This is a genomic window from Stenotrophomonas sp. Pemsol (assembly GCF_003586545.1).
GTDB lineage: Bacteria > Pseudomonadota > Gammaproteobacteria > Xanthomonadales > Xanthomonadaceae > Stenotrophomonas > Stenotrophomonas sepilia.
In genome coordinates this window covers 1,119,055-1,145,215 of sequence record NZ_CP025780.1, presented here as the reverse complement: position 1 = coordinate 1,145,215, position 26,161 = coordinate 1,119,055, and the positions used below count along the sequence as shown (strand labels likewise).

The 26,161-nt window shown below is 66.8% G+C and carries 24 protein-coding genes; 16 read left to right on the top strand and 8 right to left on the bottom strand.

All coding sequences use genetic code 11. The features are described from left to right. Positions 1-41: 41 nt before the first annotated feature. Positions 42-1,280 carry an FAD-binding oxidoreductase gene (locus PEM_RS05200; protein ID WP_194442127.1) on the top strand — a complete coding sequence of 413 codons (1,239 nt, stop codon included), beginning with the start codon at positions 42-44 and terminating at the stop codon, positions 1,278-1,280. A 225-nt stretch (positions 1,281-1,505) separates the two neighbouring features. Further along, positions 1,506-3,098: an MASE1 domain-containing protein gene (locus PEM_RS05195; protein ID WP_065186143.1), complete on the top strand. Its 1,593-nt coding sequence runs from the start codon at positions 1,506-1,508 to the stop codon at positions 3,096-3,098. Positions 3,099-3,257: 159 nt separating this feature from the next. On the opposite strand, the gene PEM_RS05190 is transcribed toward PEM_RS05195, so the two are convergent. Then, positions 3,258-3,746: a hypothetical protein gene (locus PEM_RS05190; RefSeq protein WP_032954065.1), complete on the bottom strand. Its 489-nt coding sequence runs from the start codon at positions 3,744-3,746 to the stop codon at positions 3,258-3,260. A 458-nt stretch (positions 3,747-4,204) separates the two neighbouring features. On the opposite strand from PEM_RS05190, the gene PEM_RS05185 reads away from it, so the two are divergent. From PEM_RS05185 to PEM_RS05175, 3 genes are all read left to right on the top strand, one after another. Then, positions 4,205-5,767: an MASE1 domain-containing protein gene (locus tag PEM_RS05185; protein WP_005415918.1), complete on the top strand. Its 1,563-nt coding sequence runs from the start codon at positions 4,205-4,207 to the stop codon at positions 5,765-5,767. 94 nt (positions 5,768-5,861) lie between these two features. After that, complete coding sequence (locus tag PEM_RS05180; protein ID WP_111127077.1) at positions 5,862-7,205, top strand: diguanylate cyclase; 1,344 nt, start codon at positions 5,862-5,864, stop codon at positions 7,203-7,205. An 85-nt stretch (positions 7,206-7,290) separates the two neighbouring features. Continuing rightward, positions 7,291-7,752, top strand: coding sequence for a bacteriohemerythrin (locus PEM_RS05175; RefSeq protein ID WP_111127075.1), 462 nt, complete (start codon positions 7,291-7,293; stop codon positions 7,750-7,752). Here PEM_RS05175 and PEM_RS05170 read toward each other — a convergent pair. After that, positions 7,733-9,034, bottom strand: a complete 1,302-nt coding sequence (locus PEM_RS05170) for an MFS transporter (RefSeq protein ID WP_111127155.1) — start codon at positions 9,032-9,034, stop codon at positions 7,733-7,735. The genes PEM_RS05175 and PEM_RS05170 overlap by 20 nt on opposite strands. A gap of 239 nt (positions 9,035-9,273) precedes the next feature. Further along, a complete protein-coding gene (locus tag PEM_RS05165; RefSeq protein ID WP_065177402.1) occupies positions 9,274-10,770 on the bottom strand; it encodes an aldehyde dehydrogenase in 1,497 nt (498 codons plus the stop codon). A 104-nt stretch (positions 10,771-10,874) separates the two neighbouring features. On the opposite strand from PEM_RS05165, the gene PEM_RS05160 reads away from it, so the two are divergent. The 7 genes from PEM_RS05160 (at position 10,875) to PEM_RS05130 (ending at position 17,574) form a co-directional block, all read left to right on the top strand. Next, positions 10,875-12,227 carry an aspartate aminotransferase family protein gene (locus PEM_RS05160; RefSeq protein ID WP_111127073.1) on the top strand — a complete coding sequence of 451 codons (1,353 nt, stop codon included), beginning with the start codon at positions 10,875-10,877 and terminating at the stop codon, positions 12,225-12,227. 63 nt (positions 12,228-12,290) lie between these two features. Then, a complete protein-coding gene (locus PEM_RS05155; protein ID WP_005415912.1) occupies positions 12,291-13,199 on the top strand; it encodes a hypothetical protein in 909 nt (302 codons plus the stop codon). A 65-nt stretch (positions 13,200-13,264) separates the two neighbouring features. Further along, positions 13,265-14,551: a DUF445 family protein gene (locus PEM_RS05150; RefSeq protein WP_065177404.1), complete on the top strand. Its 1,287-nt coding sequence runs from the start codon at positions 13,265-13,267 to the stop codon at positions 14,549-14,551. A gap of 245 nt (positions 14,552-14,796) precedes the next feature. Next, positions 14,797-15,111 carry a DUF3649 domain-containing protein gene (locus tag PEM_RS05145; RefSeq protein ID WP_111127071.1) on the top strand — a complete coding sequence of 105 codons (315 nt, stop codon included), beginning with the start codon at positions 14,797-14,799 and terminating at the stop codon, positions 15,109-15,111. Next, positions 15,108-16,745: a PepSY-associated TM helix domain-containing protein gene (locus PEM_RS05140; RefSeq protein ID WP_111127069.1), complete on the top strand. Its 1,638-nt coding sequence runs from the start codon at positions 15,108-15,110 to the stop codon at positions 16,743-16,745. The genes PEM_RS05145 and PEM_RS05140 overlap by 4 nt, the downstream gene beginning before the upstream one ends. Further along, a complete protein-coding gene (locus tag PEM_RS05135; protein ID WP_111127067.1) occupies positions 16,742-17,071 on the top strand; it encodes a DUF3325 domain-containing protein in 330 nt (109 codons plus the stop codon). Before PEM_RS05140 ends, PEM_RS05135 begins: the two co-directional genes overlap by 4 nt. Positions 17,072-17,100: 29 nt before the next feature. Then, positions 17,101-17,574, top strand: coding sequence for a hypothetical protein (locus tag PEM_RS05130; RefSeq protein ID WP_095378317.1), 474 nt, complete (start codon positions 17,101-17,103; stop codon positions 17,572-17,574). A gap of 121 nt (positions 17,575-17,695) precedes the next feature. On the opposite strand, the gene rlmKL is transcribed toward PEM_RS05130, so the two are convergent. Next, positions 17,696-19,834, bottom strand: coding sequence for a bifunctional 23S rRNA (guanine(2069)-N(7))-methyltransferase RlmK/23S rRNA (guanine(2445)-N(2))-methyltransferase RlmL (gene rlmKL, locus PEM_RS05125; protein ID WP_111174703.1), 2,139 nt, complete (start codon positions 19,832-19,834; stop codon positions 17,696-17,698). 145 nt (positions 19,835-19,979) lie between these two features. Further along, positions 19,980-20,507: an alpha/beta hydrolase gene (locus PEM_RS05120; protein WP_024958728.1), complete on the bottom strand. Its 528-nt coding sequence runs from the start codon at positions 20,505-20,507 to the stop codon at positions 19,980-19,982. A 72-nt stretch (positions 20,508-20,579) separates the two neighbouring features. Between PEM_RS05120 and PEM_RS05115 the strand changes: the two genes are divergently transcribed. Further along, a complete protein-coding gene (locus PEM_RS05115; protein ID WP_111007601.1) occupies positions 20,580-21,146 on the top strand; it encodes an N-acetylmuramoyl-L-alanine amidase in 567 nt (188 codons plus the stop codon). Positions 21,147-21,523: 377 nt separating this feature from the next. On the opposite strand, the gene PEM_RS05110 is transcribed toward PEM_RS05115, so the two are convergent. The 3 genes from PEM_RS05110 to PEM_RS05100 all read right to left on the bottom strand — a co-directional run bounded on the left by PEM_RS05110 (position 21,524) and on the right by PEM_RS05100 (position 24,145). Beyond that, on the bottom strand, positions 21,524-22,426 hold the full coding sequence (locus PEM_RS05110; protein WP_111174650.1) for a sulfurtransferase: 903 nt from the start codon (positions 22,424-22,426) through the stop codon (positions 21,524-21,526). Beyond that, a complete protein-coding gene (locus PEM_RS05105; protein WP_032954058.1) occupies positions 22,423-23,226 on the bottom strand; it encodes a CoA pyrophosphatase in 804 nt (267 codons plus the stop codon). Before PEM_RS05105 ends, PEM_RS05110 begins: the two co-directional genes overlap by 4 nt. Positions 23,227-23,443: 217 nt before the next feature. After that, complete coding sequence (locus PEM_RS05100; RefSeq protein WP_005408797.1) at positions 23,444-24,145, bottom strand: FKBP-type peptidyl-prolyl cis-trans isomerase N-terminal domain-containing protein; 702 nt, start codon at positions 24,143-24,145, stop codon at positions 23,444-23,446. Between the two features lie 167 nt (positions 24,146-24,312). Here PEM_RS05100 and PEM_RS05095 point away from each other — a divergent pair, with 167 nt between their 5' ends. The 3 genes from PEM_RS05095 to nth are packed head-to-tail and all read left to right on the top strand — an operon-like array spanning position 24,313 to position 26,142. Further along, positions 24,313-25,095: an enoyl-CoA hydratase-related protein gene (locus PEM_RS05095; protein ID WP_053501080.1), complete on the top strand. Its 783-nt coding sequence runs from the start codon at positions 24,313-24,315 to the stop codon at positions 25,093-25,095. A 4-nt stretch (positions 25,096-25,099) separates the two neighbouring features. After that, positions 25,100-25,453: a hypothetical protein gene (locus PEM_RS05090; RefSeq protein WP_005415900.1), complete on the top strand. Its 354-nt coding sequence runs from the start codon at positions 25,100-25,102 to the stop codon at positions 25,451-25,453. After that, on the top strand, positions 25,453-26,142 hold the full coding sequence (gene nth, locus PEM_RS05085) for an endonuclease III (protein WP_032954057.1): 690 nt from the start codon (positions 25,453-25,455) through the stop codon (positions 26,140-26,142). Before PEM_RS05090 ends, nth begins: the two co-directional genes overlap by 1 nt. Positions 26,143-26,161: the final 19 nt, after the last annotated feature.

The following is a 26,161-nucleotide window of genomic DNA, read 5'->3' as shown; positions in this document are numbered from 1 at the left end:
CAGTGAGCGCCGCGTTTCCGCCCAGCTGGTATGCCTCCAGCCTGCCCGAACCGCCCGCACTGCCCTCGTTGCAGGGGCAGGTGCAGGCCGACGTTGCGGTGCTGGGCGCCGGCTATACCGGCCTGACCGCCGCACTGGAACTGGCCGCGCGTGGCCAGCGCGTGGTAGTGCTGGACGCACAGCGGGTCGGCTGGGGCGCGTCCGGCCGCAATGGTGGCCAGGCGCTGGCCGGCTATGGCTGCGAGGTGGACGAACTGGAGCGTCAGCTCGGCCGTGACGATGCGCGCCACCTGTTCGACTGGTCGCGCGAAGCGGTACAGGCGATGCGCAGGCGCATCGATCGCCATGGTATCGACTGCCATTGGGTGGAGGGCCACGCCAGCGTCGCCATCCGCGAACGCCACGAGCGCGACCTGCACGCCAACTGCGAGCACCTTCAGCGCCACTACGACTACCCGATGCAGTGGTGGGACCGTGATGCCCTGCGCGCGCAGCTGGACAGCCCGCGCTACCGCGCCGCGATGTTCGATCCGCACAGCGCGCACTTGCACCCGCTGGCCTATGCGCGTGGCCTGGCCGATGCGGCGCGCGCGGCCGGCGTGGTGATCCACGAGAACTCCGCAGTGACCCGCGTGCAGCGCGGACCGCAGCCCACCCTGCATACCGCGCGGGGCAGCGTGCGCGCTGCGCACCTGGTGGTTGCCGGCAATGCCTGGCTGCAGGGCCTGCTGCCCGAGCTGGAACGCCGGATCATGCCGGTCGGCACCTATATCGGCGCCAGCGCGCCGCTCGGTGCCGAGCGCGCCCGCGCCCTGATCGGCAACAACATGGCCGTGGCCGACACCGCGTGGGCACTGGACTATTTCCGCCTCAGCCACGATCACCGGCTGCTGTTCGGCGGTCGCGCCAGTTACTCGGCGTTGCCCCCACCCGGCCTGCACGGGGTGATGCAGCGGCGCATGCACCAGGTGTTTCCACAACTGGCCGACGTGCCGCTGGAGCAGGTCTGGGGCGGTTACGTGGACATCACCCGCAACCGCGCCCCGCATTGGGGCCGGCTGGACGGCAACCTGTACTTCGCGCAGGGGTTCTCCGGCCATGGGGTGGCCGCCGCCGGGCTGGCCGGCGAAGTCATCGCCGCCGCGATTGCCGGCCAGAGCGAGCGCCTGGACGTGTTCCAGCGGCTGCGGCATGCGCCTTTCCCTGGCGGCCGGCTGCTGCGCACGCCGCTGCTGGTGGCGGCGATGTCGTGGTACAAGCTGCGGGATGCGTTGTGGTGAAGATTCTGCATCTCCACCTGTATTGAACGTTCTGACAAGCGCACCGCAGCGCTGATCGTGCTGCACACGTCACAGATTTTCACGCAACATGTGTGATGGATGGTTGGTCAATTACCTAAATGCGCAGCTGTGCAATTGCATAATCGTTCGCAGACCGATAACGTCCTGAGAAACCGCGCCCCGCGGCGAATGGAAGCTGACAGGGGACACGTAGGAGAGGGGGACGTGCGATTGGACTGGTGGAAAGAAGGATTGTTGCTGAAGGTGCGCATTCGTCCGGCTGGCCTGATGCTTGCCTTGCTTTATGCAGTTGCCTATTGGGCAACCCGACAGCTGTCGCTGGATCAGTTCTATTTGCCAGCCGGCATCCGGGTGGCGGCCGTACTGTTGTGCCCGCCGCGCCTGTGGCCTTATCTGCTGCTGGGCGAATATGCGTACTTTGCACAGTCCCGCGTGCCAATGATCGAGAAGTACGGCCTGACATGGGTCATTGTTGCCTCCGCGTTCCTCATGCCCGCAGTGATGTTGATTGTGAAGCTGCAACGGCGACTGATGGCGGAGTCGCAGACGATCGGCCTCTTGTTGATTGCCGCCGCTTCCAGCGTCGTTATTACTCTGCTGAACCTCAGCTTTTCCCATCTGCTCTGGCCAACCCCCCCTTCCACGCCCTTCCTGACCAATGCGGCGCGTTACAGCGTGGGCGACTTCATCGGCATTCTGACGGTGGCCCCCATCGCCATGCTGTGGGCGCGACAGGACGTGGGGCAGGAGTGGAACGCTGGACGAAAGACCCCGATGCTGGCGGCACTTTCGTTGATGCTGCTGATCGGGATAGCAGCAACTCAACTGCCCGCAGACTGGGTTGCGCTGAAGGCAACGCTCCTGCTGCTGTTGGCACTCCCCGCGGCCGCACTTACCTGCCTGTATGGCTGGAAGGGTGCCGCCCTTGCAGTGCCGGTGCTCAACATGGTCATCGGCCTGACCACGCCCAACACACATCCAACCGCATTCGATCCAGCGGCCTTCATCACCCAGCAGATCATGGCGATCAGCGGCATCGTATTGCTGTTGCTCGGATCACGCATCACCCACTTCTACCATCGTTACAGGCTGCGCGAGATGGGGGAAAGGGACGCCATCCATCTTGCGAGGAGCTCGCAATTGGCCAGCGAGATGGAGCTGCGTGAGCGTGCCCTGCACCTTCGCAAGCTCGGCGACGGCATTGATACGTCGCTGGTTGAGCTGGCCGACTGGCTCAAGGCCCAGGGACATCACGCAGTGGCCAGCAGCCTTCTGCATACCTCAAATGTACATTCGCGGCTCTTTCGCGAACAGACAAGCATGGTCTATCCCTCGGGCCTGGAGCATCTTGGGCTTTACGTGGCTTTGCAGGCTGGCGGCATCCGTGAGTCATGGAAGCTGACGGAGCGCGTTCTCCGCCCGGATCTGAAGGGCGACCCCTGCAACCTGAGCGTGGAACTGCAGTTGGCCGCTTACCGAACACTCATTGATGCGGTCTCCATTCTTCTCAAGCATGAAGGTGGCCAGATTCGCATTCGTGCAAGGTGCGGCGGAATGGGTTCCAGGCGCGGAATCCTCATGGTCGTGTCGCTGCTGGAGTCGCGTCGGCGCCTTTCCCAGCAGACAACCATGGCAGCGTTCGAGCGGCTGTCCGGGCGAACCCTGCCCTATGACGGGACCGTTGACTGCTATGGCAACCGGGTCAGGATTCTGTTCCTCGACCGTGAATCAAAACTTGAGGCAGTGCCCAGCGCTCCATCGCAGTACAACTGCCCCGCACCCTCTGCGCTGCAGTAGTGCATTTCACAGTCAAGCGGCCGGAGCGAACCAAAGCAGCGGAATCGCATAAGCGTCCCGCTCATCCCCTGGCCAAGGGCGTCATGGGCACCCGGCGAACATCCGGGTGCCCATGCAGCCCGACACTCAAGCTCGCCGATATCCCGGCAACAGGCAGTATCAGGGTGCCTCTACCGCCCACAACACATCAGCTCCGCCAGCATATCTGACCAGCGTGAATGCGGAAGACCGATAGACAACCGTTCTGGTGGCTTTTGCGGGAACAGGCAGGCGCTGCTCCGGCAACGACACCCTCGCAGATGGGTCACCTGCCGGCAGCACCCAGAACGTGCCCGCAGCATTGCCGATCACGATGTGCACGTGCCCTGCGAGATCGTTTACCTGGAAATAGTCCATGCCATCGCGCTCGAACCCATAGACCAACCAGCCGGGATCCACGCTCAGGTCTTGTGCCTGCGGAATCGACTGGCCGAGTCCTTGGCCGGCCATCTTGATTCCATGGTCGTCACCCGGGGCAAAAGCAAAAACGGATACCGGCACCAACATCAATGCACCAGCAAATGCATGAATTCGGAAACTTCTCACACTAACCTCCAGGTTGGATGCAATACGGATCAAGAAGGATGCTACCGCCAATCGCATCAGCATATACCGGGCGGACTCCGTAGTGCCCATGGGACATAATCCACTGGATCGATGCAAACCCATGCCACGCCGATGCTGCGTCCGAAATCGCCAATACCTGCATCGAAACCCGCCACGGTGCAGGTCAGTGGCATCTGAGACAAGGACCTGGACAAGCGCGTGTAACTGCAGGACATCGTCGATTGTGTGATGGGGAACACAGCGGACAGCATCAACTGCCCAATGTGCCTGGTGCAACGGCTAAAACGTGATCGAACCGTGGGCGCGCTGATTGTGGAAGATTAACCGTCCGTTGGTGGCTATGCCGCCGCACTGCCGGGCGTGTAGGGCCACGAAGCACAGGAAGCCGCCAATTGCAGCGCAAAGGGAGGCCACGCACCTCGATTGCGCCCTTCTCCAACTGTCGATAATGTCTTCGGAAGTGGCCAGTCATCATTGGCCGGGAGACGGGAGACGCGGGCTTGGAGCGATTCAAAGAATCGATTGAACTGAGCTTCCGGATCCGACCCGTCGGAATCGCACTCGCGGCCGTCTACGCCCTGAGCTGCCTTGCCTCCCGTCAGTTCTCGCTGGATCAGTTCTTCCTGCCTGCGGGCATCCGGGCAGCGGCACTACTGATCGTCCCGACCCGCCTGTGGCCCTACCTGCTGCTTGGGGAGTACGCGTACTTCGCAACCCTGCGCATCCCCATGATCGATAGCTACGGCCTGGTCTGGGTCATCCTGGCCTCGACTCTGCTGATGCCGCTGGCGATGCTGGTGGTCTACTTGCATCGCATGAGAATGCCATCAGAGTCCGCCACCGGCCTCTGGCTGCTGTCGCTGACCTTCTGCACGGCATTGTTCGTCCCGGCTCTCAATATGGGCATTTCATTTGCTCTGTGGTCGAACCCGCCGCCCAGCAACCTGCTTAGCGCAGTTGATCGCACGATCTTTGGCCACTTCGCCGCCATCATCACCCTCGTGCCGTTGGCATTCCTCTGGTCGCGACGACACGCGGATCCCAATTGGACGCGCCGCTTTGCTGCGCCTACGGTCACGGCCATCCTGGTGATGCTGGTCCTGGGCCTGTGCATGCAGCTGACGGCCATCAGCGCCCACACCACACGCACCCACCTGGTGCTGCTGTCCTCCCTCCCAGCGATCGCCCTGACCTTCATGCATGGGTGGCGTGGCGCTGCCATCGCGATTCCGCTGTTGAACCTTCCACTCCATTTCGCCACACCCAGCACCGGCCTACCGTCCTCGTTCGACCTGGGCACCTTCGCCACCCAGCAGAACATGGCCGTGATGAGTGTCGCACTGCTCGCACTGGGATCCAGCATCAGCTATCACCATGAGCGTGCACGGTCCCGTGGACTGGCTGAGGAAACCACATTGCGCTTGGCACGCAGTTCGCATCAGACCCGTGAGCGTGAGCTTCGCGAGCGCGCCTCCCATCTCAAGCAACTCGGCGAAGGCATGGACAGCTCGCTCGGCGAGATGGTCAGCTGGCTGAAGGCGCAGGGGCATCATGCCGTGGCCAACAGCCTGCAGCACGCCTCATCCGTGCACTCGCGGCTGTTCCGTGAACAGGCCAGTCTGGTCTACCCCACGGGGCTGGAGCAGGTTGGGCTGTATATCGCGCTTCGGGTTGGCGGCGCATGCGAGACCTGGAACAACTCCCATCGCGTGATTCCGCCCCGGCTGGAGGGCAACCCCTGCTTGCTGACGGTGGACCTGCAACTCGCCATCTATCGCTCGCTGATCGAGGCGGTGTCGCTGCTGCTGGAGCTGGAATCGGGACAGGTCAGCGTGCGCGCCCGGAGCGGCCAGGCTGGCGAACGCCGCGGCATCGTGGTGGTTGTGGGCCTGCTTGACCGTGGTTGCACGCTGTCGAACCGGACCGTTCAGCAAGCCACCGAGCGTCTGGCCGGCCGGATAATGGCCTACGGCGGCACGGTGCATTGCCGTAGCAACCGGCTCCGGCTCGTCCTGCACGAATCGATTGCGGGTACAGCGGCGGCATTCGCATCGCCTGCCTGACCGGGAACGACGCGCAGGGCACGCTGCTCCGCTAAAGTTACACCCGAAACCGCCGCTATCCGTGCCGAGCCCCTCCCTCGTGAGCCACCGCATCATGCCCGTGCTGCCGCAGGCCGCCGTCGATGGCGACCTGGCCGATCTGCTGCCGCAGCGGATCCTGCTGGTCGAAAACTCCCGTGCGTTCACCGGCATGCTGCGCGAAGCCATCGAGCAGCGCCTGGAACTGCCGGTGGTGATCGCCTCCACCCTGGCCGAGGCCGACCGGCTGCTCAGCGAAGGCGGGGGCTGGTTCCTGGTGCTGACCGGACTGGTGCTGGCCGACGGCGACCGCGATGCGGTGGTCGAGTTCTTCCTCAAGCGCGACCTGCCGACGGTGGTGGTCAGCGGCGTTTACGACGAGGACCTGCGCAAGCGCGTACTACAGCAGCAGATCATCGACTACGTGCTGAAGAACACCCCGGGCAGCATCGACTACCTGGTGTGGCTGGTGCAGCGGCTGGAACGCAACCGACGCATCGCCGCGCTGGTGGTGGACGATTCGCCGTCCGCCCGTGGCTATGCCGCCGCCCTGCTGCGCATGTATGGGCATGAGGTGCACGAAGCCGCCGACGGCAACGAGGGCCTGGCTGCAATCGAGGCGCATCCGGCGATCCGCCTGGCGGTGGTCGACCAGGAAATGCCCGGCATGCAGGGGGTGGAATTCACCCGTCGCCTGCGCACCCTGCGCTCGCGCGACAAGGTGGCGGTGATCGGCATCTCCGGCAATACCGACGCCTCATTGATCCCGCGCTTCCTGAAGAACGGCGCCAACGATTTCCTGCGCAAGCCGTTCTCGCGCGAGGAGTTCTTCTGCCGCGTCTCGCAGAACGTGGACCAGCTGGAGCTGATCGGCACCCTGCAGGACCTGGCCACCCGCGATTTCCTCACCGGCCTGCCCAACCGACGCTTCTTCCTGGAGCAGAGCCAGCGTCAGCTGCCGCAGCTGCAGCTGCACGGCCAATGCGTGGCGGTGGCGATGATCGACATCGACCACTTCAAGCACATCAACGACACCCATGGCCACGAAGCGGGCGACGACGCGCTGCGCGCGGTGGCCGGCGCGGTGACCGCGCATGCACGCAGCCACGACCTGATCGCGCGCTTCGGCGGCGAGGAGTTCTGCCTGCTGGTGCCAGACATGGAACAGGACGAGGCGCTGCTGTACTTCGAGGAGCTGCGCCAGCGCATCGCCGCACTGGAGGTGGACATCGGCACCGCTACCCTGCGCATGACGGTCAGCATCGGCCTGTGCTGCCTGCGCCCGCAGCGCGATGCGCTGCACCGGCTGATCTCCGAGGCCGACCGCCAGCTGTACCTGGCCAAGGCCGGTGGCCGCAATCGGGTCAGCTGCACCACGGTGGCCAGCCCGCTGCGTCCACGCGAGCCTGCGCTGACCTGACCGGTTCGCTTTGATCCAGATCAACGCCGTTCCCGCACGGCAGCTCTACAGTCGGCCCCGACATACGCATGAAGGGGAGCCGGGGATGGCACTACTGGTCTGGCAGGACGATCTGAACATCGGCATCGATGTGATCGACCAACAACACCGCCGCATCATCGAGATGCTCAACCACCTGCACGTGGCCCAGTCCAGCCTGCAGCGCGCGGCAGTGGGTGAAGTGATCGACGAGGTGGTCGACTACACCATGTCGCACTTCGCGTTCGAGGAAGAGCTGATGGAGGAAGCGGGCTACCCGTTCTGTGCCGCGCACAAGCGCGTGCATGAGATCTTCATCAAGCGTGTGGCCGAGTACCGGCTGCGCTTCCAGGCCGGCGAGGACATCAGCGATGAACTGCGCACGATGCTCTCGCGCTGGTTGTTCAACCACATCCGCGGCGATGATCAGGCCTATGCCGAACAGGTCAAGGCACACCTGAACCAGTTCAGCCGCGAGCACCAGGGCGGTGGCTGGCTGGGACGCACGCTCAAGCGCTTCTTTGGTTGAACCGCAGCGCGCGCCGGTGCAGTGCCACCAGCGCGCACAGCGTCGCTGCCGCAGTCAGGCACAGGTAGTAGCCGACCGCGACCAGACCGAAGCGTTCGGCCAGCCAGGTGGCCAGGTACGGCGCCGGTGCCGCACCCAGAATGCCGGCCAGGTTGAATGACAGCGATGCGCCGGTGTAGCGCACCTCCACCGGGTAGATCTCGGCCAGGAAGGTACCGCAGGGACCATAGGTCAGGCCCATCAGGAACAGGCCCAGGCACAGGAAGGCGGTGACCATCCACGGGCTGTGCGGCTGGAACAGCGGCGCGAACAGCACGCCGAAACCGATGATCAGCACGCTGGCCACGATCATCGTGCGGCGCGTCCCCCAGCGGTCGCCATAGCGCGCCGACAGCGGGATGCCCAGCGCGAAGAACAGCATGCCGGCCATCTGCATCAGCAGGAACTGCTCGCGGCTGTAACCCAGCACCGCCGTGCCATGGCCGAGGCTGAACACGGTCATCAGGTAGAACAGCACGAAGGTGGCGAACGCGCCCAGGGTACCCAGCAGCATCGGCACCGGGTGGTCACGCAGTACCGTCCACATCGGCAGCCGCACCGGCGCCTTGCGCTCCAGCGCCTGCTTGAAGTCGGGGGTCTCGTGGATGTTCAGCCGCACCCACAGGCCGAGGCCGACCAGCAGCGCGCTGGCCACGAACGGAATGCGCCAGCCCCACTGCAGGAAGTCGGCCTGGCTCAGGCAACGGCCGAGCACCAGGAAGATGCCGGCCGACAGCAGGAAGCCGAGCGGTGCACCCAGCTGCGGGAACATGCCGTACCAGGCACGCTTGCCCGGCGGTGCGTTCTCGGTGGCCAGCAGCACTGCCCCGCCCCACTCGCCGCCCAGACCCAGGCCCTGGCCGAAACGGCACAGCGCCAGAAGCGCCGGCGCCCACAGACCGATCTGCGCGTGCGTCGGCAGCAGGCCGATCAGCACCGTGGACAGCCCCATGGTCAGCAGCGCAGCCACCAGGGTGGCCTTGCGGCCGATGCGATCGCCAAAATGGCCGAACACTGCCGAGCCAACCGGGCGTGCGATGAAGGCCACCGCGAAGGTTGCCAGCGACTGCAGCAGGGCTGCCTGTTCGCTGCTGTCCGGGAAGAACAGGTGCGGGAACACCAGCACCGCGGCCGTGGCGTAGATGTAGAAGTCGAAGAACTCGATCGTGGTACCGATCAGGCTGGCCAGCAGAACACGACGGGGGGAATTCACGGGCGGCGCGGCAGCGGTGATCGAGGACATCGGCAACACGGGAAATGGCAGATCGACCGATTCTGCCACGGGCTGGCGGCGGTACGGCACGATGGTTTCAGCCGACACCGATGCCGACGAGGGGGCAGGCGCCTCCTGTAACGTCGAGACATGCTCGACGGTTCTTCGCGAGATGCAGCCGAGCATGGCTCGGCTCTACAGAAGAACGAACGGCAGTCGAGCATCGCTCGACTCTACAGAGAGCGAACAGCCGTCCAGCAATCGCGTCGTTACAGCTGCATCCAGGTGGCCTTGATCTCGCTGTACTTGTCGAACGCATGCAGCGATTTGTCGCGCCCGTTGCCGGACTGCTTGTAGCCCCCGAACGGAGCGGTCATGTCGCCGCCATCCCAGCCGTTCACCCAGATGCTGCCAGCACGCAGCTGGCGCGCGACGCGGTGGGCTCGCCCCAGGTCCCGTGTCCACAGGCCCGCGGCCAGGCCGTAGCGGCTGTCATTGGCCACGCGCACCGCTTCGGCCTCGTCTTCGAAACCAAGCACAGCCAGCACCGGCCCGAACACTTCCTCGCGCGCCAGTGCCTGCTCCGGGCGCACCTGGTCGAACACGGTGGGCTGGACGTAGCTGCCGCCGGCTTCCACTTCGGCGCGCCGCCCACCCAGCAGCAACCGGGCACCCTCGCCTTCGGCGCGCGCGATATCGTCCATCACCTTGTCCAGGTGCGCGGCATCCACCAGCGCGCCCATCGGCGCATCGGGGTCCAATGGATGGCGGGGGTGCATGTGCTGGCCATAGGCAACCACCTGATGCACGAAATCCTCGCGGATCGAACGCTGTACCAGGAGCCGCGAACCTGCGGTACAGACCTCGCCCTGGTTGAAGAAGATACCCTGTGCCACCGCCTTCGCGGCGGCGTCCAGATCAGGGGCGTCGGCAAACACCACATGCGGGCTCTTGCCGCCACATTCCAGCCAGACCCGCTTGAGGTTGGATCGCCCTGAACACTGCAGCAGCTTCGCGCCCGTGGCCGTGGAGCCGGTGAAGGCGAGCACGTCCACATCCATGTGCAGGGCCAACGGCTCACCGACGCGCGCACCGTGCCCCGGCAGCACGTTCAGCACGCCCTCTGGCAGGCCCGCTTCGGCGGCCAGCGCCGCCAGCCGCAACGCACTCAAGGGCGAGCGCTCGGACGGCTTGAGCACCACCGAGTTGCCCATGGCCAATGCAGGCGCGATCTTCCAGCAGGCCATCAGCAGCGGAAAGTTCCACGGAACGATCGCGGCCACGACCCCGGCGGCCTCGCGCGTGACCAGTCCCAGTTCGTGCGGGCCGGTCGGCGCGATCTCGCCGTACAGCTTGTCCACGGCCTCGGCGGTCCAGCGCAGGCAGCGCACCGCGCCTGGCAGGTCGATGCGGCGCGCATCACGCACCGGCTTGCCCATGTCCAGGGTTTCCAGCAGGGCCAGCTCGTCGGCATGCGTTTCGACCAATGCCGCCAGCGCCAACAGTACGCGCTTTCGCTGGGCCGGGCTGGCCTGCGACCAGTGGCCGGCCTCGAAGCTGCGCCGCGCGGCCAGTACCGCGCGCTCCACGTCCTGTGCGTCGCAGTCGGCGACCGCCCCCAGTACGCGACCGTCGATCGGGCTGACGCAGTCGAAACGGGCGCCGCTGGCTGCATCGACATAGCGGCCATCGATGAAGGCCTGGCCTGGCATCGACAGCTGGAGGGCCAGTGCCTGCCAATGGCTGCGGTCGGGAAAATCGGCCATGGGAAGCTCCAGCATTCTACGAGCCTTGGTTATACCGGGGTCACCGCGACTCCGCCGTGACGTGGCTGCGCTACATTCGTCGCATCGGACCCGACGGAGCTGGCATGAAGCGTCCCGGAAGCGACCTGCACGACCTGACCACACAGCGCCCCGAGTCACTGGACGCTTACTGGATGCCATTCACCGCAAACCGCCAGTACAAGGCGGCACCACGCATGCTGGTCCGCGCCGAAGGCATGCACTACGAAGACATCGATGGCCGACAGATCCTCGACGGCACCGCCGGCCTGTGGTGCTGCAACGCCGGCCACGCGCGACCGCGCATCGTCGAGGCCATCGCCAGGCAGGCACGCACGCTCGACTACTCGCCCGCTTTCCAGATGGGCTCGCCGCCGGCCTTCGCGCTGGCACAGCGGCTGGCCGCACTGGCTCCGGCCCCGCTCAACCATGTGTTCTTCACCAGCTCCGGCTCGGAGGCGGTGGATACCGCGATGAAGATCGTGCTGGCTTACCACCGCCAGCGTGGCGAGGGCCAGCGCACGCGCTTCATCAGCCGCGAGAAGGCGTATCACGGCGTCGGTTTCGGTGGCATGGCACTGGGCGGTCTGCCCAACAACCGCAGGGCGTTCGGCCTGCAGCTGGGGGGCGTGGACTATCTGCGCCACACCCTGGACCTGCAGCGCAACGCGTTCAGCAGGGGCCTGCCGCGCCAGGGCGCGGAGCTGGCCGACGACCTGGAACGGCTGATCGCGCTGCATGACGCCTCGACGATTGCCGCCGTCTTCGTCGAGCCCATCGCCGGCTCCGCCGGGGTGATCCTGCCCGCGCCCGGATACCTGCAGCGCCTGCGCGAATTGTGCGACCACCACGGCATCCTGCTGGTGTTCGATGAGGTCATCACCGGTTTCGGCCGGGTCGGCATGCCCTTCGCCGCGCAGCGCTTCGGGGTCACACCGGACCTTCTGACCTTCGCCAAGGCGGTCAGCAACGGCGCGGTGCCGCTGGGCGGCGTGCTGGCCAGCGACGCCGTGCATGCCACGCTGATGCAGGCCCCGCCGCAGGCCATCGAGCTATTCCACGGCTATACCTACTCGGGTCACCCGCTGGCCTGCGCCGCAGCGCTGGCAACACTGGACGTCTACGCCGAGGAGCGCCTGTTCGAGCGCGCCATCGAACTGGGCGAGTACTGGCAGGAACGGCTGCACGCGCTGCAGGGCCTGCCCAACGTGATCGACATCCGCAACTTCGGGCTGGTCGGCGCGGTCGAGCTGGCACCGCGCCGCGATGCCCCTGGCAGCCGCGGCTACGAGGTGTTCCGGCGCTGCTTCCACGATGGCCGGCTGCTGGTGCGCTGCACCGGTGACATCATCGCGCTGTCGCCGCCGCTGATCGTGGACAAGGCGCAGATCGACCAGATCACCGGCACCCTGGGCGAGATGATCCGGGTCACCGCCTGAGCCCGGGCCGGCGGTGGCGAGCGGGTACAATGGGCGGTTCCGCTCCTGCTCGTTGCCGTGCCCATGGATATCGTCGTCAAAGAAGAACTCAAGGCCTACATCGACCCGCTGACCGCGGACGAACATGACGCGCTGGAGCGCAGCATCCTGGCCGAAGGCTGCCGCGATGCGCTGGTGCTGTGGGGTAATGTGCTGGTCGATGGTCACAACCGTTTCGGCATCTGCCAGAAGCATGGCCTGCCCTTCAACACCGTGCAGAACACGCGCTTCCAGAGCATGGAAGACGTTCACCTGTGGATGATCGAGCAGCATCTGGGCCGTCGCAGCGTGTCCGATTTCCAGCGCGGCGTGCTGGCGCTGCGCAAGCGCGACATCCTGGCCGCCCGCAAGCAGGTCGAGCAGGCGCAGCTGCAGCGCGAGAGCGACGGTACCGCCGAGATTGCCGATGAGGCGGGCGAGGACAGCCCGCCGTGGGAGCCGGCACCGAAGCTCAGCCGCGCCGAACTGGCCCGCGAAGCCAAGCTGAGTACCAGCCAGGTCGGCATGATCGAGCGCATCCATGCCCAGGCTGCACCCGAAGTGGTGGAGGCAGTGAAGGCCGGCGTGATCTCGATCAGCGCCGCCGCAGCCGTGGCCGATCTGCCCGAAGAGGAGCAACGCGCCGCCGCCGCCGGCGGCAAGGATGAGCTGAAGCAGGCGGCCAAGCGCGTGCGCGAATCCAAGCGCAAGCCGCGCGCGCCGAAGCCGGACGCGGCCGAGATGGACTTCGAGGAGCCCAGCGAGGACGAGATCGCCAGCCGCGACGCCGAAGTGCTGTTGGCGCTGGAACAGCTGGGCGAGGATGCCCCGGCCCTGCGCCGCCGCGTGGTCGCGTTGACCCGCGAGAACGACACCCTGCGCGCGCAGCTGGCCGCGCTGCGCAAGCAGGTAGTGCCGGCCGCTGGCCGGCAACCCCATGAAGGTATCGGGTGAACTGAAGATGCCGGCCAGCGGCCGGCACTACCAGATGCTCATGCCGTGCCGGTTAGACTTCCGGCATGACGCCTGCCCACGATCCGCGCCGCGCCCAGCTGCGGCGCCTGAAAGCCCTCGCACTGGGCCTGCTGCTGTTGATGCTGGCCGGATTCGCGGTCAGCCATTGGCACGGCGAACGCGGCATCTGGGCCTGGGTTTCGGCCTTCTGCGAGGCTGCTGCGGTCGGCGCGCTGGCCGACTGGTTCGCAGTCGTTGCGCTGTTCCGGCGGCCAATGGGCCTGCCGATTCCGCACACCGCGATCATCCCGCGCAGCAAGGAACGCATCGGCGACAGCCTGGCGCTGTTCGTGCGCGACCAGTTCCTGGAACCGGGTGTGCTGCTGGCCAAGCTGCAGGTGTTCGATCCGGCCAGTCGTCTCGGTAGCTGGCTGGCCGACCCGGCACGCTCGCGGATGCTGGCCGACATGGCCCGCGGCTGGGCGCTGCAGGCACTGGATTTCTTCGACGAAACCGCGGTGCGGCGGCAACTGCATGCCTTCGTGGTGCAGCAGCTGCGGCAGTGGAACGCTGCTGCCACCGCAGGTGAACTGCTGGCCCTGCTGACCGCCGATGGCCGCCACCAGCGCGTGCTGGACGAGGGCCTGCAGCGCCTGGGACGCTGGCTGGAGCAGCCGGAGGTGAAGGAGCGCGCCTCGCAGCTGATCGTGCGCTACATCCAGCGCGAATGGCCGACGCTGTCGAGCACGGTGAACTGGGTCAAGCCAATCGACGAGATCGGCGACAGCCTGGCCGAACGCCTGGCGCGGGCGGTACTGGAAGAACTGCAACAGGTGCTGGCCGAGCCGCAGCATCCGCTGCGCCAGGACTACGAGACCTGGCTGCAGAACTACGTGCAGCGCCTGCGCGAAGACCCGGCGCTGGCTGAGCGCATCGAACAGCTCAAGCAGGACATGATCGACCACCCCGCCCTGCAGGACTACGTGCAGGGGCTGTGGGCGCGTATCCATGCCAGCCTGCGCGCCGACCTGCAACGCGAAGACTCTGCGCTGGTCGGACACCTGCGGCGCAGCCTGGCGTCGCTGGGCAGCAGCCTGCAGGCCGACCCGGCCCTGCGCGAGGCCCTCAACCAGCACCTGCTGGAAGGTGCGCAGCGCCTGACCGGCCGCCTGCGCGAGGGCGTGACCACGCATATCGCGCAGACCGTGAAGGGCTGGGACGAGCGGCACCTGGTCGAGCAACTGGAACTGAGTGTGGGTCGCGACCTGCAGTTCATCCGCTTCAACGGCACCCTGGTGGGCGGGTTGATCGGCCTGCTGCTGCATGCGGCAACTGTGGTGTTCAGGTTCTAGCCCCGGCCAACGCCCACGATCAGCACGCTTGATTCGTGAAATGCGAATACATATCATTTACTGATCGGTTGTACGCTTAGCCAAACGGGCACGAAAAACGTGCCCATCGCCCGTGTACTGCCCCGACTTCTGGGCTGCCCGTCTGCGCGGGCAGTGCTTCGTCGATGGGACACGCTGGGCGACATGCGCAGGGCGCAAGGGGGCCGCGGACGCGTTCCATCCCTTCTCCTACCTTCAGGAACGCCGTGGACCGCTCGCCCACACCCGCCAGCCCCCGCACCTTGTTCTCCAACCCGCGCTGGGGCGTGCTGTCACGCGCTTTGGCCGCGATTTTCGGCGGCTATGCGCTGGCCTCGATGACCAGCGTGTTCTGCGCGGTGGCGTTGCCCGGCGCGCGCGGCCAGACCGTGCTGACCGGCATGCTGCTGGCCATTGTGGTGGCTGCCTGCGCGGCGCTGTGGGCCTTTGCCACCCGCAGCGCACTGCGGGCCTGGGTCGGCATCCTCGCCCCCACTCTGCTGATGGCGGCGGTCGCACGCCTGTTGGGCGCCTGGGCATGAAGAACGGATTCCGCCAGTCGATGGCCTGGCTGCATACCTGGACGGGCCTGCTGGTCGGCTGGTTGCTGCTGCTGATCTTCATGGCCGGCACGGCCAGCTACTATCGCGAGGAAATCAGTCGCTGGATGCGCCCGGAGCTGCCGTCCAGCAACGTCAGCATCGACGTGGCCGCGCAGCGCGCGGTGGCCTACCTGCAGGCCAATGCGAGTCACGCCGAGAACTGGTTGGTCACCCTGCCGCAGCCGCGCAACCCGGCCATGCAGCTGTTCTGGCGGCTGCCACCGGAACTGGCCGACCCCAGTCGTGGCCGTCGTGGTGGCTTCGGCGACGCCACGCTCGACCCGAACACCGGCCAGGCACTGAAGGCGCGCGAGACCCGTGGCGGCGACTTCTTCTACCGCCTGCACTTCGACCTGCACTACATCCCGGTGTACTGGGCGCGCTACCTGGTCGGGTTCTGCGCGATGTTCATGCTGGTGGCGATCATCACCGGCGTCATCACCCACAAGAAAATCTTCAAGGACTTCTTCACCTTCCGCAAGGACAAGGGCCTGCGGTCCTGGCTGGATTTCCATAACGTCAGCGCGGTGATGGCCCTGCCGTACCACGCGATGATCACCTACACCGGCATCGTCACTCTGATGATCATGTACCTGCCGTGGGGGGTGAAAGTCGCCTACCCGCAGGACGAGGACAAGTTCTTCAGCGAAGCCTTCGGCGGCATGCCAGAGGTGACCGCGCCGGCGCAGGGCCGCGCCACGCCGCTGCCGATCGCACAGTTGCTGGACAGCGCGCGTGCGCACTGGCACGGCGTGGAAGTGGCCGGCTTCACCGTGTCCAACCCGGGCGCTGCCAATGCGGTGATCGACATCCGCCAACGTGACGGCAGGCGTTTGTCCACCGACACCCCGGCGCTGCGCTACGACATGGTCAGCGGTGCGCTGCTGGAAGAGACGCCACCGTCCGGCGGTGCCACCGCCACCCGTGGCGTGCTGTATGGCCTGCACCTGGCGCGCTTCGCCGACTGGGGCCTGCGCGCACTGTTCTTCCTGTCCGGCCTGGTCGGCTGCCTGATGGTCGCCAGCGGCGTGGTGCTGTGGGCGGTGAAGGAGCGTCCCAAGCATGCCAAGAACGGGCGTACCGGATTCGGCCTGCGCCTGGTCGATGCGCTGAACATCGGCACCGTGGCCGGCCTGCCGATCGCCTTCGCGGCGTACTTCTGGGGCAACCGCCTGCTGCCGCTGCAGATCGCCGAGCGCTCCAGTGCCGAGGCCAACGTGTTCTTCTGCGCCTGGGGCGCCGCGCTGCTGGCCGCCTTCATCTGGCCGAAGCGGATGATGTGGGCGTGGCAGTTGTACCTGGGTGCGGCCGCGTTCGCACTGGTGCCGGTGGTCAATGCAGTGACCACCCATGCCCACCTCGGGGTCACGCTGCGCAACGGCGACTGGGTACTGGCCGGCGTCGATCTTTCGATGATCGCATTCGGCGCAATGCTGGCGCTGTGCGGCTGGCGCATGCAGCGCTGGACGCCACCGCTGAGTGCGGCCGAGAAGAAGAAGCGTGCGGCCGCTGCGGCTGCGCCGAAGGCAACGGTGAACACTGCAGAAGCGGCCGAAGCGGAGGCCAGCGCATGATGCTGCTGGCACTGGCGCTGTCGTTCTCTGCGTTCACCGCGCTGTCGCTGTCGATGGAAAAGCACCAGCACGACCTGCATGGCAAGGCCGCGGCCGCACCCGCACGGCGGATGCAGTGGCGGGTGCTGGGCTGGGCGCTGCTGGCGGCGGCATTCGCACTGTGCGTGGCCGACCAAGGCTGGGCGATGGGCCCGGTGCTGTGGCTGGGGGCAATGACCCTGGCCGGCGTGACGCTGTCGCTCGGGTTGTATCCGTATCGTCCAACATGGATTGCGCCGCTGGCGATCGCGCTGCCGGTGCTGGGGTTGGTGCTGGAATTGCTGTAGCCGCAGGACCGGGACAGCGGCATCCTCGCATGGCGTGGATCTACAATGCCCGTATGGATAGCATGCTGCAGCGGATGTCTGGAATCGGCTTTTTTTCCCGGTTGGGTGAAACACTGCCCATAACGGCCGGCGTCGTCGCCGTTCGGTCGCTGGCCGAAGCACTGCGGACCATCGATACCGATGGTTTCGAATGGATGCCCACGACACTGGGCGATTCGGATCCGTTTCACGGCGCCCTGCCCCATCCCGCCGAACTCGCCGACGCCCGACGCGAACTCAACCGCACGTTGATGCGCGCGCTTTCGGCCCTGGATCTGCCGGCACTGCGCTGTGGCGCACATGACCTGCAGCTGGTGGCGCGCGATGGGGCGATGTTCGCCTTCCGGCAACGCCTGCTGGAGATGCATCTCAGCCTGCCGGCACACTGGGAGCCTGTGCTTGCGCTGTACGAACAGGGTCATTGGCCCCTGGCCCATGCGCCGGGGCGATTGTTGGTGCTTTAGGCCGATCCACGCATGGCGTGGATCTACGGACCAGATGCGGTAATGCCGGCCGCTGGCCGGCATCCCGCGGACCTTCCACGGTTCTGACGCAGTTGCCGGCCAGCGGCCGGCGCTACCGGGCTTACCCCAACCGCTTCAGTTCCCACGCGCGGTGGATGCGCGCGTTGCGCTCGAAATCCGGACCAATCGTGCGTGCGGTGATCTCGCGGCACTGGGCGAACTCGGCGATGGCGTTCTCTTCCAGCTTGAAGCGGCGGAAGTTGTTGGAGAAGTACAGCACGCCACCCGGTGCCAGCCGCGCCACCGCCGCCCGCAGCAGCTTCAGCTGTTCGCGCTGCACGTCGAAATCATCGGCGCGGGCGGAATTGGAGAAGGTCGGCGGGTCACAGAAGATCACGTCGTACTGGCCGCGGTCGCCTTCCAGCCAGGCCATTGCATCGGCCTGGACCAGCAGATGCTGGTTGCCCCCCTGCCCGTTCAGCGCCAGGTTGTCGTAGCACCACTGCAGATAGGTGGCCGACAGGTCGACGCTGGTGGTGCTGGCGGCACCGGCCACGGCGGCCTGCACGCTGGCCACGCCGGTGTAGCAGAACAGGTTGAGGAAACGCTTGCCACGCACCTGCTCGGCCATCATCCGGCGCAGCGGGCGATGGTCGAGGAACAGGCCGGTATCCAGGTAATCGAACAGGTTCACCTGCAGCAGCGCGTTGTTCTCTCGCACCACGATGAACTCGTCGCGCTGCTCGAAGCGGCCGTACTTGCTGCCGCCCTTGCCGCGCTCGCGCGATTTCATCGACACCTGTTCCGGTGGCACGCCGAACACTTCGCGCGCGGCGGCCAGCAGCTCATTGCGGCGGCGGCGCACGTCGTTCTCGGGAATCGCCGCCGGTGCCGCATATTCCTGCACATGCAGGAAGGTACGCCGCCTGCCCCCCTCTTCCTCGTAGACGTCGATGGCCGCCGCGTACTCCGGCAGGTCGGCGTCGTAGGCGCGGAAGCAGGTGATGTCCTCGCGGGCACGCCAGCTCTTGAACTTCTTCAGGTTCTTGCGCAGGCGGTTGGCCACCATCTGCGCGCCTTCGCTCAGCTCGCGGGGCTGTGCCGGATCACGGCCCGGCACAGCGATCGGATCGCAGACGATCAGCGCGCATTCCAGCGCACCGTTGAACATCTGGTACTTCTTGCTGGCACGCAGGCCGGTGGCAAAGGCCAGTTCGTCATTGCCGCACAGCAGGCTGGCGCGCCACTGCGGCACTGCCTTCTGCAAGGCATTGCCCAGTGCACGGTACAACGCCGGATCGGCGGCCAGGCGCTCGTCGTACGGCGGGTTGCAGACCACCGCACCGATCTCCTGTTCCGGCGTGGCCAGGTCGGCGACATCGGCGCGGGTGAAACGGATCGCGTGGGCGACGCCGGCGACCTCGGCATTCTCGCGGGCCGCCTGGATCGCAGCCGGGTCGATGTCGCTGCCGTGGATGACCGGCTTCAGCGCGGCCAGGCCGGCCGCTTCGCGCTCACGTGCTTCGCTCTGGATGGACTTCCAGGCCGCCTTGTCGAAGCCCAGCCAACGGCTCGGCGGCAGGCTGCCATGCCGCATCAGGCCTGGGGCAACGTCGGCGGCCATCAGCGCGCCTTCGATCAGCAGCGTGCCGCTGCCACACATCGGGTCCAGCAGCCCACCGCCGGCGGCATGCAGGCGCGGCCATTGCGCGCGCAGCAGCAGCGCGGCGGCCAGGTTTTCCTTCAGCGGCGCCTCGTGGGCGGCACCGCGCCAGCCGCGGCGATGCAGCGGGCCACCGCCGAGGTCGATCGACAGCGAGGCGCGGCCCTTGCGCAGCGAGAGGTTGACGCGCACGTCGGGCAGATCGGTATTGACCGAGGGCCGCTCCAGGCCTTCGTCGCGCATGCGGTCGACGATCGCATCCTTGATCCGCTGCGCGGCAAAGCGTGCATGGGTGATCTTGTCGCCGGACACGTGCGCATCCACCGCCAGGGTCATCTCCGGCGAGATGTGCTCGTGCCACGGCAGTGCACGCACGCCGTCATACAGGGCCTGCTCGTCCGGGCAGTCGAACTCGTCGATCGGCCACAGCACCCGGCTGGCCAGGCGCGACCACATCACGATCCGCAGCGCCTGCGCCAGTTCGCCGTCGGCGTTGACGCCGGCAATGGTGGCGGTGGCCTTGCCAAGGCCCAGGGCCGACAGTTCATCGGCAAGCAGGTATTCCAGGCCCTTGGCACAGGAGACGAAGAATTTCACGGGATCGGTTCGCAGGTGGTCGGGCGCGGCACAGGGGCCGGGCCGGTCGGAAAGGAGGGCCGTAGGCACGGCCGGCAGGCCCGCGCCGGGGGCGGCGGGGCTGCCATTGTAGTCAATGCGGGCGGGCGCGCCGTGCGCCCTGGCTTCACAGTTGCCGCAGCAGGCGCTCGAAGGCCTGCGCGGAGGCCTCCACGTGGCGCTCCAGGCGGTGGCCATCGTCAACCAGCAGCAACTGCGCCGAACGCGCCTGCGCCCAGGCAATCACGCCGGCAGCCGGTACCACATCGTCATGCCAGGCCTGCACCACCGTGGTCGGCACCGCAGCGGCGTCCAGCGCCGGCATCGGGCCCATGGTGGTCGGTGGCACCATCAGGAACAGGCCGGCTACCGGCACCTGCAGCGAGGCGATGGCGGAGATGTAGGCGCCCAGGCTGGAGCCGGCCAGCACCACCGGCCCCTGACGGGCCGCGATGGCGGCGCGTTCAACCAGACGGCGCAGGCGGGTCGGCACGTCGCCCACCCGGCTGACCTCGCTCATCGCGTCCAGGTCGGTGTAGTCGGGGCGCTCGTGGGTCCAGCCCAGGCGTTGCGCCACCTCGGCCAGCGCGGTGACCTTGGTCGCCTCCGGGCCGCTCTCGAAGCCGTGGGAGAGGATGCAGTGGCCTCGGCTCATGCGCGTGCTCCGTAGGCGCGGGCCGACGAGGAAAGGGAAGGCAGGTTCATGCCGCAATGCTAGCATCGCCGGATGCCCAACCCGCTCCTGCCCGGCCTGCAGCTGCAGCCCCTGCCCTATCACGACCGATTGCCGCTGCGGGATCCCGCCTCGCTGGAAATGGTGGTGATCCACTGCACCGAGCTGCCCGATCTGGCGATGGCCCGCGAGTACGGCGAGCGCGTGCTGTACGACAGCGGCGCCGGCAACAGCGGGCACTTCTACATCGACCGCGATGGCAGCGTGGTGCAGTACGTGGCGCCGGAACGCGTGGCCCATCACGTGCGCGGCATGAACGCGCATACGCTGGGCATCGAGCTGGTCAACCGCGGGCGCTATCCGGACTGGTTCGACAGCCGCCACCAGGCGATGGACGAGGCCTACACCGAGCCACAGCTGGAAGCGCTGGAGCGGCTGCTGCTGGCGCTGGTGGCGCGCTATCCGTCGCTGCGGCGGATTGCCGGGCACGACCAGCTGGATCTGGAGCAGGTGCCGGCCAGCGATGATCCGACGCTGAGGGTGGCACGCAAGCGCGATCCGGGGCCCTTGTTCCCGTGGGCACGGGTGCTGGCGAAGGTGCCGCTGCAGGGGTTGGAGTAAGCAGCAGGGCTGCGCCCTGCACCTGCAGAGGCAACGTCAACGTCAAGAGCTGGCATTCCGGGGGATGGCGGGGTGGATCCGATTGCGGGGGACGCCGTAAAGCCCCAGGCCGGCCCAGCCGCTGGCGGCTGTGCGTTCGGGCGCTTGCGAAGCAGTGCTTCGCAAGCAAAGCGCCCTCACCCATGGCGGCTTGGCCGCGGCATCCATGCCGCGGACACCCCCGCAACCGGACCCACCCCGCCTTCGACAGTTCTCCGCGATCCTTCGAATCGGCACGGGGTCGGCTCCCGTTGCTACGCAACGGGCTCTGACCCCGATTTTCGGTTGATGGGGTCAGAGCCGTTTTCCGTTGGAAAACGGATCCGACCCCGCGCGGCTCAGGCGCCGGTCGCCACCGGGCGGCTGCTGTCGCTCACCCAGCCGCTCCAGGAATCGGCGTAGATGCGCGCGCCGCTCAGCCCCGCGCTTTCCATCGCCAGCAGCAGATGGCAGGCGGTCACGCCGGAACCGCACATCAGCACCACCTGCTGCGGATCGCGGTTGCCGATCACGCCCTGCAGTTCGGCGCGCAGCTCCTGTGCGTCGCGCAGGCGGCCGTCGAGTACGTTCAATGCGAACGGGCGGTTGACCGCGCCCGGCACATGCCCGGCCACCGGGTCCAGCGGCTCCACTTCACCACGGAAACGCTCACCCGCCCGCGCGTCGACCAGCCAGCCCGGCGCATGCTTCAGCCGCGCGGTGATTTCATCGGCGTTGGCGATCTGGGTGGTGTCGAAGCGGCCCGGGTAGGCAGGCAGCGCTGTCACTTCAGCCTGGCCGCTTTCCAACGTGTGACCGGCGGCCTGCCAGGCGGCGATGCCGCCGTCGAGTACGGCCACCCTGCTGTGACCGATCAGGCGCAGCAGCCACCACAGGCGCGAGGCGGCCATGCTGCCGTCGCTGCCATCGTAGACCACCACCTGGGTGTCGGGGCCGATGCCCCACTGCCCCAGCTTTGCAGCCAAGGCATCGCTGTCCGGCAGTGGATGGCGACCATGGCCGACGCGCGACAGATCAGACAGGTCACGATTCAGATCGGCATACACCGCACCCGGGATATGACCTGCCAGATACTGGCTGCTTCCCGCCTGCGGGTCGGCCAGCGAGGAGCGCGCATCGACCACCCGCACCGCAGTGCTGGCAGTGGCGCGTGCGTCGACCACGCGGATGCCTTCGCCCAACGCGGCAGCCAGGGTGGCGACATCGACCAGGGTGGTCCACGGCGGATCGATCAGCTTCATTGCACTTGCTCCAGGCGGCGACGCAGGTTGTAGAGAATGGCGGCGGTCGCCCCCCAGATGCGCTGGCCCGGCCAGCCATACTCAAGCACGTGGCGTACCCGGCCGCGATGGTTGATTTCGACCTGGCGCAGGCTGTCAGGCGCCATCAGGTAATCCAGTGGCACCTCGAATACCTCGGCTACTTCACTGGGCTGCGGCACAGGCACGAACTCCGGATCGACCACCGCCACCACCGGCGTGACGCGGTAGCCGGTGATGGTGACGAAGGGATCGAGATACCCCAGCGCCTGCACCTGGCCGGGCGCCAATGCGATTTCTTCCTGGCTCTCGCGCAGCGCGGCCGCCAGCGCGTCGCGGTCATCGGGTTCGGTGCGGCCACCGGGGAATCCGACCTGGCCACCATGGGTGCGCAGTGTTTCGGTGCGACGGGTAAGGATCACCTGTGCGCCGTTGGCGCGCGGCACGATGCCGGCCAGCACCGCAGCCTCCACTGGAGGCCCGGGTGGCAGCAGGTCAACCAGCTCACTGCGGTTCCAGCCGTCGCCCGCAGGTGGTTGGGCCAAGGGGTGCAGCGCGCGCATCAGTCGTTCGTGGTCGGCCAGCGAACCGCGCAGGGACTGCTGCAGTTGTTGCCGCAAGGGCTGCACGCGATGCAGGATGCGGCTGCGTTCCTCGTTGCTCATCGACGACCACCGCGCGATCTCATCGATATGCCGCCCGCAGCCGGCGCATTGCCGGTGCGGATCCAGCGTGCACACTCCGATGCAGGGACTTGCGACAACACGCGCCGTTTCTTCCATTGTTTGCACCCGCCAACAGTAGCGCGATCGGGCTGAATTTGCGCGGGTGGCCCAGCCGGACGGTAGAGTCGACTGTCAGTCGACTCGCGCGCGCAGCGCGGGCGTTTCCCCGATGTGACCCAAAAACAGTCGACTGACAGTCGACTCTACCGTCAGGGACTGCGCAAACAAAAACGCGCCGGTGGAATCACCGGCGCGTTTCGTTTGCTGCTTCGATTTACTTGACGCTGACCAGCTTGATCTCGAACTGCACAGCCACGTTCGGCGGGAACGGGGTGCGCGGATCGGCACCGTAGGCCTGGTCCGGCGGCAGGGTGACTTCCCACTTCGAGCCTGCCGGCATCTGCAGCAGGGTCTCGCGCATGGCCTTCATTTCGACTTCGCTGACCTTGATCGACGGGATCTGCTGGGCCGGGCGGGCTTCGGTCGGGCGCTGGCCGTACGGGAACGGACCGGCCACTTCCAGTTGCACAGTGCTGGCCTGGGTCGGCTTGGCACCCTTGCCGGCCTCGATCACGCGGTACTGGACGCCGCTCGGCAGGGACTGCACACCGGCCTTGGCCTTGTTCGCCGCGATGAACTGGTCGCTCTTGGTCTTGTTTTCGGCAGCCGCCTTTTCGTACTCGGCCTTGGCGGCCTGGGCACGGCCCTGCTCGCGCTTCTGGAACGCTTCAACGGCCGGCTTCAGCTGCTCGGCGGTGATCGCCGGCTGCTTCTTGGCGTAGGCATCCTGCAGGCCCTTCACCACCGAGTTGATGTCCAGCTGCTCACCACGACCGGTCAGCTCCGCCAGGTTGTTGCCGTAGTCGTAACCGAAGTAGTAGCTCAGCTTGCCCTTTTCGGACGAGACGTCCTGGGCGAAGGCATTGCCCGTCAGGGCCAGGGCCGCGACGGCGACCGCGATAGAACGCAACTTCATCAAACAGTTCTCCAGGGGTGGTAACTCAGGGACGTTCTGCGCCGCCCTGAGGCGACGGGTTAGGATAACGGGCGCAACGTGTAACCGCTACTCACGATGCAGGCTATGACCCGTCTGCGTTTGCAGAGTTCAATATCACTTCTTTTTAACGTTCCAGGAGTTTCCCCGTGGCCGATGCCCTGATCGCTGTCGCTGACGACGGCGCCATCCGCACCGTGACCGTCCAGCGCCCGGACAAGCTCAATGCCCTCAACGCCGCGACCCTGCAGGCCCTGGCCGATGCCTTCAGCGACGCCGCCGCCGATCCGGAGGTGCGCGTCGTGATATTGACCGGGGCGGGCCCCAAGGCGTTCGTGGCCGGTGCCGACATCGCGGAAATGAACACGCTCAGCGCCGTTCAGGGACGTGATTTCTCGCTGCTGGGCCAGGCCCTGATGCGCCAGATCGAACGCATGCCCAAACCGGTCATCGCACGCGTGAATGGTTTCGCACTGGGCGGTGGCCTGGAACTGGCGATGGCCTGCCACCTGCGCATCGCCGCAGATACCGCCAAGGTCGGCCAACCGGAAATCAACCTCGGCCTGATCCCCGGCTTCGGCGGCAGCCAGCGCCTGCTGCGCCTGTGCGGCCGCGCCGCCACCCTGGAGCTGTGCCTGCTGGGGGCGCCGATCAACGCCGCGCGTGCGCTGGAACTGGGCATCGTCAACGAAGTCGTGCCGGCCGACGCGCTGGACAACCGGGTGCAGGACGTCGCCCGCCAGCTGGCACGCTCGGCCCCGCTGGCCCTGCGTGGCCTGCTCGACGCGGTGCACGTGGGCGGCGAATGCAGCCTGGAGGCCGGGCTGGAATACGAAAGTGCGCAGTTCGGCCTGCTGTTCGCCACCGAGGACATGCGCGAAGGCACCAGCGCCTTCCTGCAACGCCGCGCGCCGGCCTTCCAGAACCGCTGACACCATGGCATCCCGACCCAACCCCGCGCAGTTGTTCGCCCGGGTCCAGGCAGACGATCTCGATGGTGCCCTGCAGGCCGGGCTGATGGACTACATCGTCCGTGCCGGCGACGACCGGTTGCTGCCTGACCACCCCGACCTTCCGCAACGCCTGTGCCAGGCCCAGCAGCAACTGCGCGCGGCCTGGGCTGCACGCGAACGCTACCGTGCCCGTGCGGTGCGCCTGGCCCGCCGCGAGGCCGAGCGCGATGCACGTCGCACTCCGGCACCAGCCCCGGACGTGAAGCCCGCCCTGCCCGCTGCGGCAGCCGCGATTCTGGCCCGGGCCAAGGCCCGCGCCAGTGGCAAGGAACAGTAATGGCCACCACGAAAAAGACCGCACGCGCCCCGGCGCGGCGTGGCGGCACGATGCCACGCGCCGACGTGGTGGAGATGTTCACCCGCCTGCGCGAACTCAACCCGCACCCGAAGACCGAACTGGAGTACAGCTCGCCGTTCGAGCTGCTGGTGGCGGTGGCGTTGTCGGCGCAGGCCACCGACGTCGGCGTCAACAAGGCCACGCGCCGCCTGTTCCCGGTCGCCAACACGCCGGCGAAGATCCTTGCGCTCGGCGAGGATGGCTTGAAGCAGTACATCGCCACCATCGGGCTGTTCAACGCCAAGGCAAAGAACGTGATCGCCACCTGCGCGATCCTGCTGGAGAAGCATGGCGGTGAAGTGCCGCGTGATCGCGAAGCGCTGGAAGCGCTGCCGGGCGTCGGGCGCAAGACCGCCAACGTGGTGCTCAACACCGCGTTCGGCGAGCCGGTGATGGCGGTGGACACGCATATCTTCCGCGTCGCCAACCGCACAGGACTGGCGCCGGGCAGGAACGTGCGCGAAGTGGAAGACAAGCTGGTGAAGGTGATCCCGGCCGAGTTCCTGCTCAACGCGCATCACTGGCTGATCCTGCACGGACGTTATGTGTGCAAGGCGCGCAAGCCGGATTGCCCGGGCTGCGTGATCGCCGACCTGTGCCGGTTCAAGGAAAAGACCACGGCCGAGTGACGGCAGCATCCACGCAGGG

Coding starts and splice junctions, on each gene's coding strand:
- nth (WP_032954057.1), top strand. CDS start 25,453: ATGGCCACCACGAAAAAGACCGCACGCGCCCCGGCGCGGCGTGGCGGC.
- PEM_RS05120 (WP_024958728.1), bottom strand. CDS start 20,507: ATGAGCCGAGGCCACTGCATCCTCTCCCACGGCTTCGAGAGCGGCCCG.
- PEM_RS05130 (WP_095378317.1), top strand. CDS start 17,101: ATGGCGTGGATCTACAATGCCCGTATGGATAGCATGCTGCAGCGGATG.
- PEM_RS05135 (WP_111127067.1), top strand. CDS start 16,742: ATGATGCTGCTGGCACTGGCGCTGTCGTTCTCTGCGTTCACCGCGCTG.
- PEM_RS05105 (WP_032954058.1), bottom strand. CDS start 23,226: ATGGAAGAAACGGCGCGTGTTGTCGCAAGTCCCTGCATCGGAGTGTGC.
- PEM_RS05160 (WP_111127073.1), top strand. CDS start 10,875: ATGAAGCGTCCCGGAAGCGACCTGCACGACCTGACCACACAGCGCCCC.
- PEM_RS05100 (WP_005408797.1), bottom strand. CDS start 24,145: ATGAAGTTGCGTTCTATCGCGGTCGCCGTCGCGGCCCTGGCCCTGACG.
- PEM_RS05110 (WP_111174650.1), bottom strand. CDS start 22,426: ATGAAGCTGATCGATCCGCCGTGGACCACCCTGGTCGATGTCGCCACC.
- PEM_RS05150 (WP_065177404.1), top strand. CDS start 13,265: ATGACGCCTGCCCACGATCCGCGCCGCGCCCAGCTGCGGCGCCTGAAA.
- PEM_RS05090 (WP_005415900.1), top strand. CDS start 25,100: ATGGCATCCCGACCCAACCCCGCGCAGTTGTTCGCCCGGGTCCAGGCA.
- PEM_RS05190 (WP_032954065.1), bottom strand. CDS start 3,746: ATGCTGATGCGATTGGCGGTAGCATCCTTCTTGATCCGTATTGCATCC.
- PEM_RS05180 (WP_111127077.1), top strand. CDS start 5,862: ATGCCCGTGCTGCCGCAGGCCGCCGTCGATGGCGACCTGGCCGATCTG.
- PEM_RS05165 (WP_065177402.1), bottom strand. CDS start 10,770: ATGGCCGATTTTCCCGACCGCAGCCATTGGCAGGCACTGGCCCTCCAG.
- PEM_RS05115 (WP_111007601.1), top strand. CDS start 20,580: ATGCCCAACCCGCTCCTGCCCGGCCTGCAGCTGCAGCCCCTGCCCTAT.
- PEM_RS05155 (WP_005415912.1), top strand. CDS start 12,291: ATGGATATCGTCGTCAAAGAAGAACTCAAGGCCTACATCGACCCGCTG.
- PEM_RS05140 (WP_111127069.1), top strand. CDS start 15,108: ATGAAGAACGGATTCCGCCAGTCGATGGCCTGGCTGCATACCTGGACG.
- PEM_RS05170 (WP_111127155.1), bottom strand. CDS start 9,034: ATGTCCTCGATCACCGCTGCCGCGCCGCCCGTGAATTCCCCCCGTCGT.
- PEM_RS05175 (WP_111127075.1), top strand. CDS start 7,291: ATGGCACTACTGGTCTGGCAGGACGATCTGAACATCGGCATCGATGTG.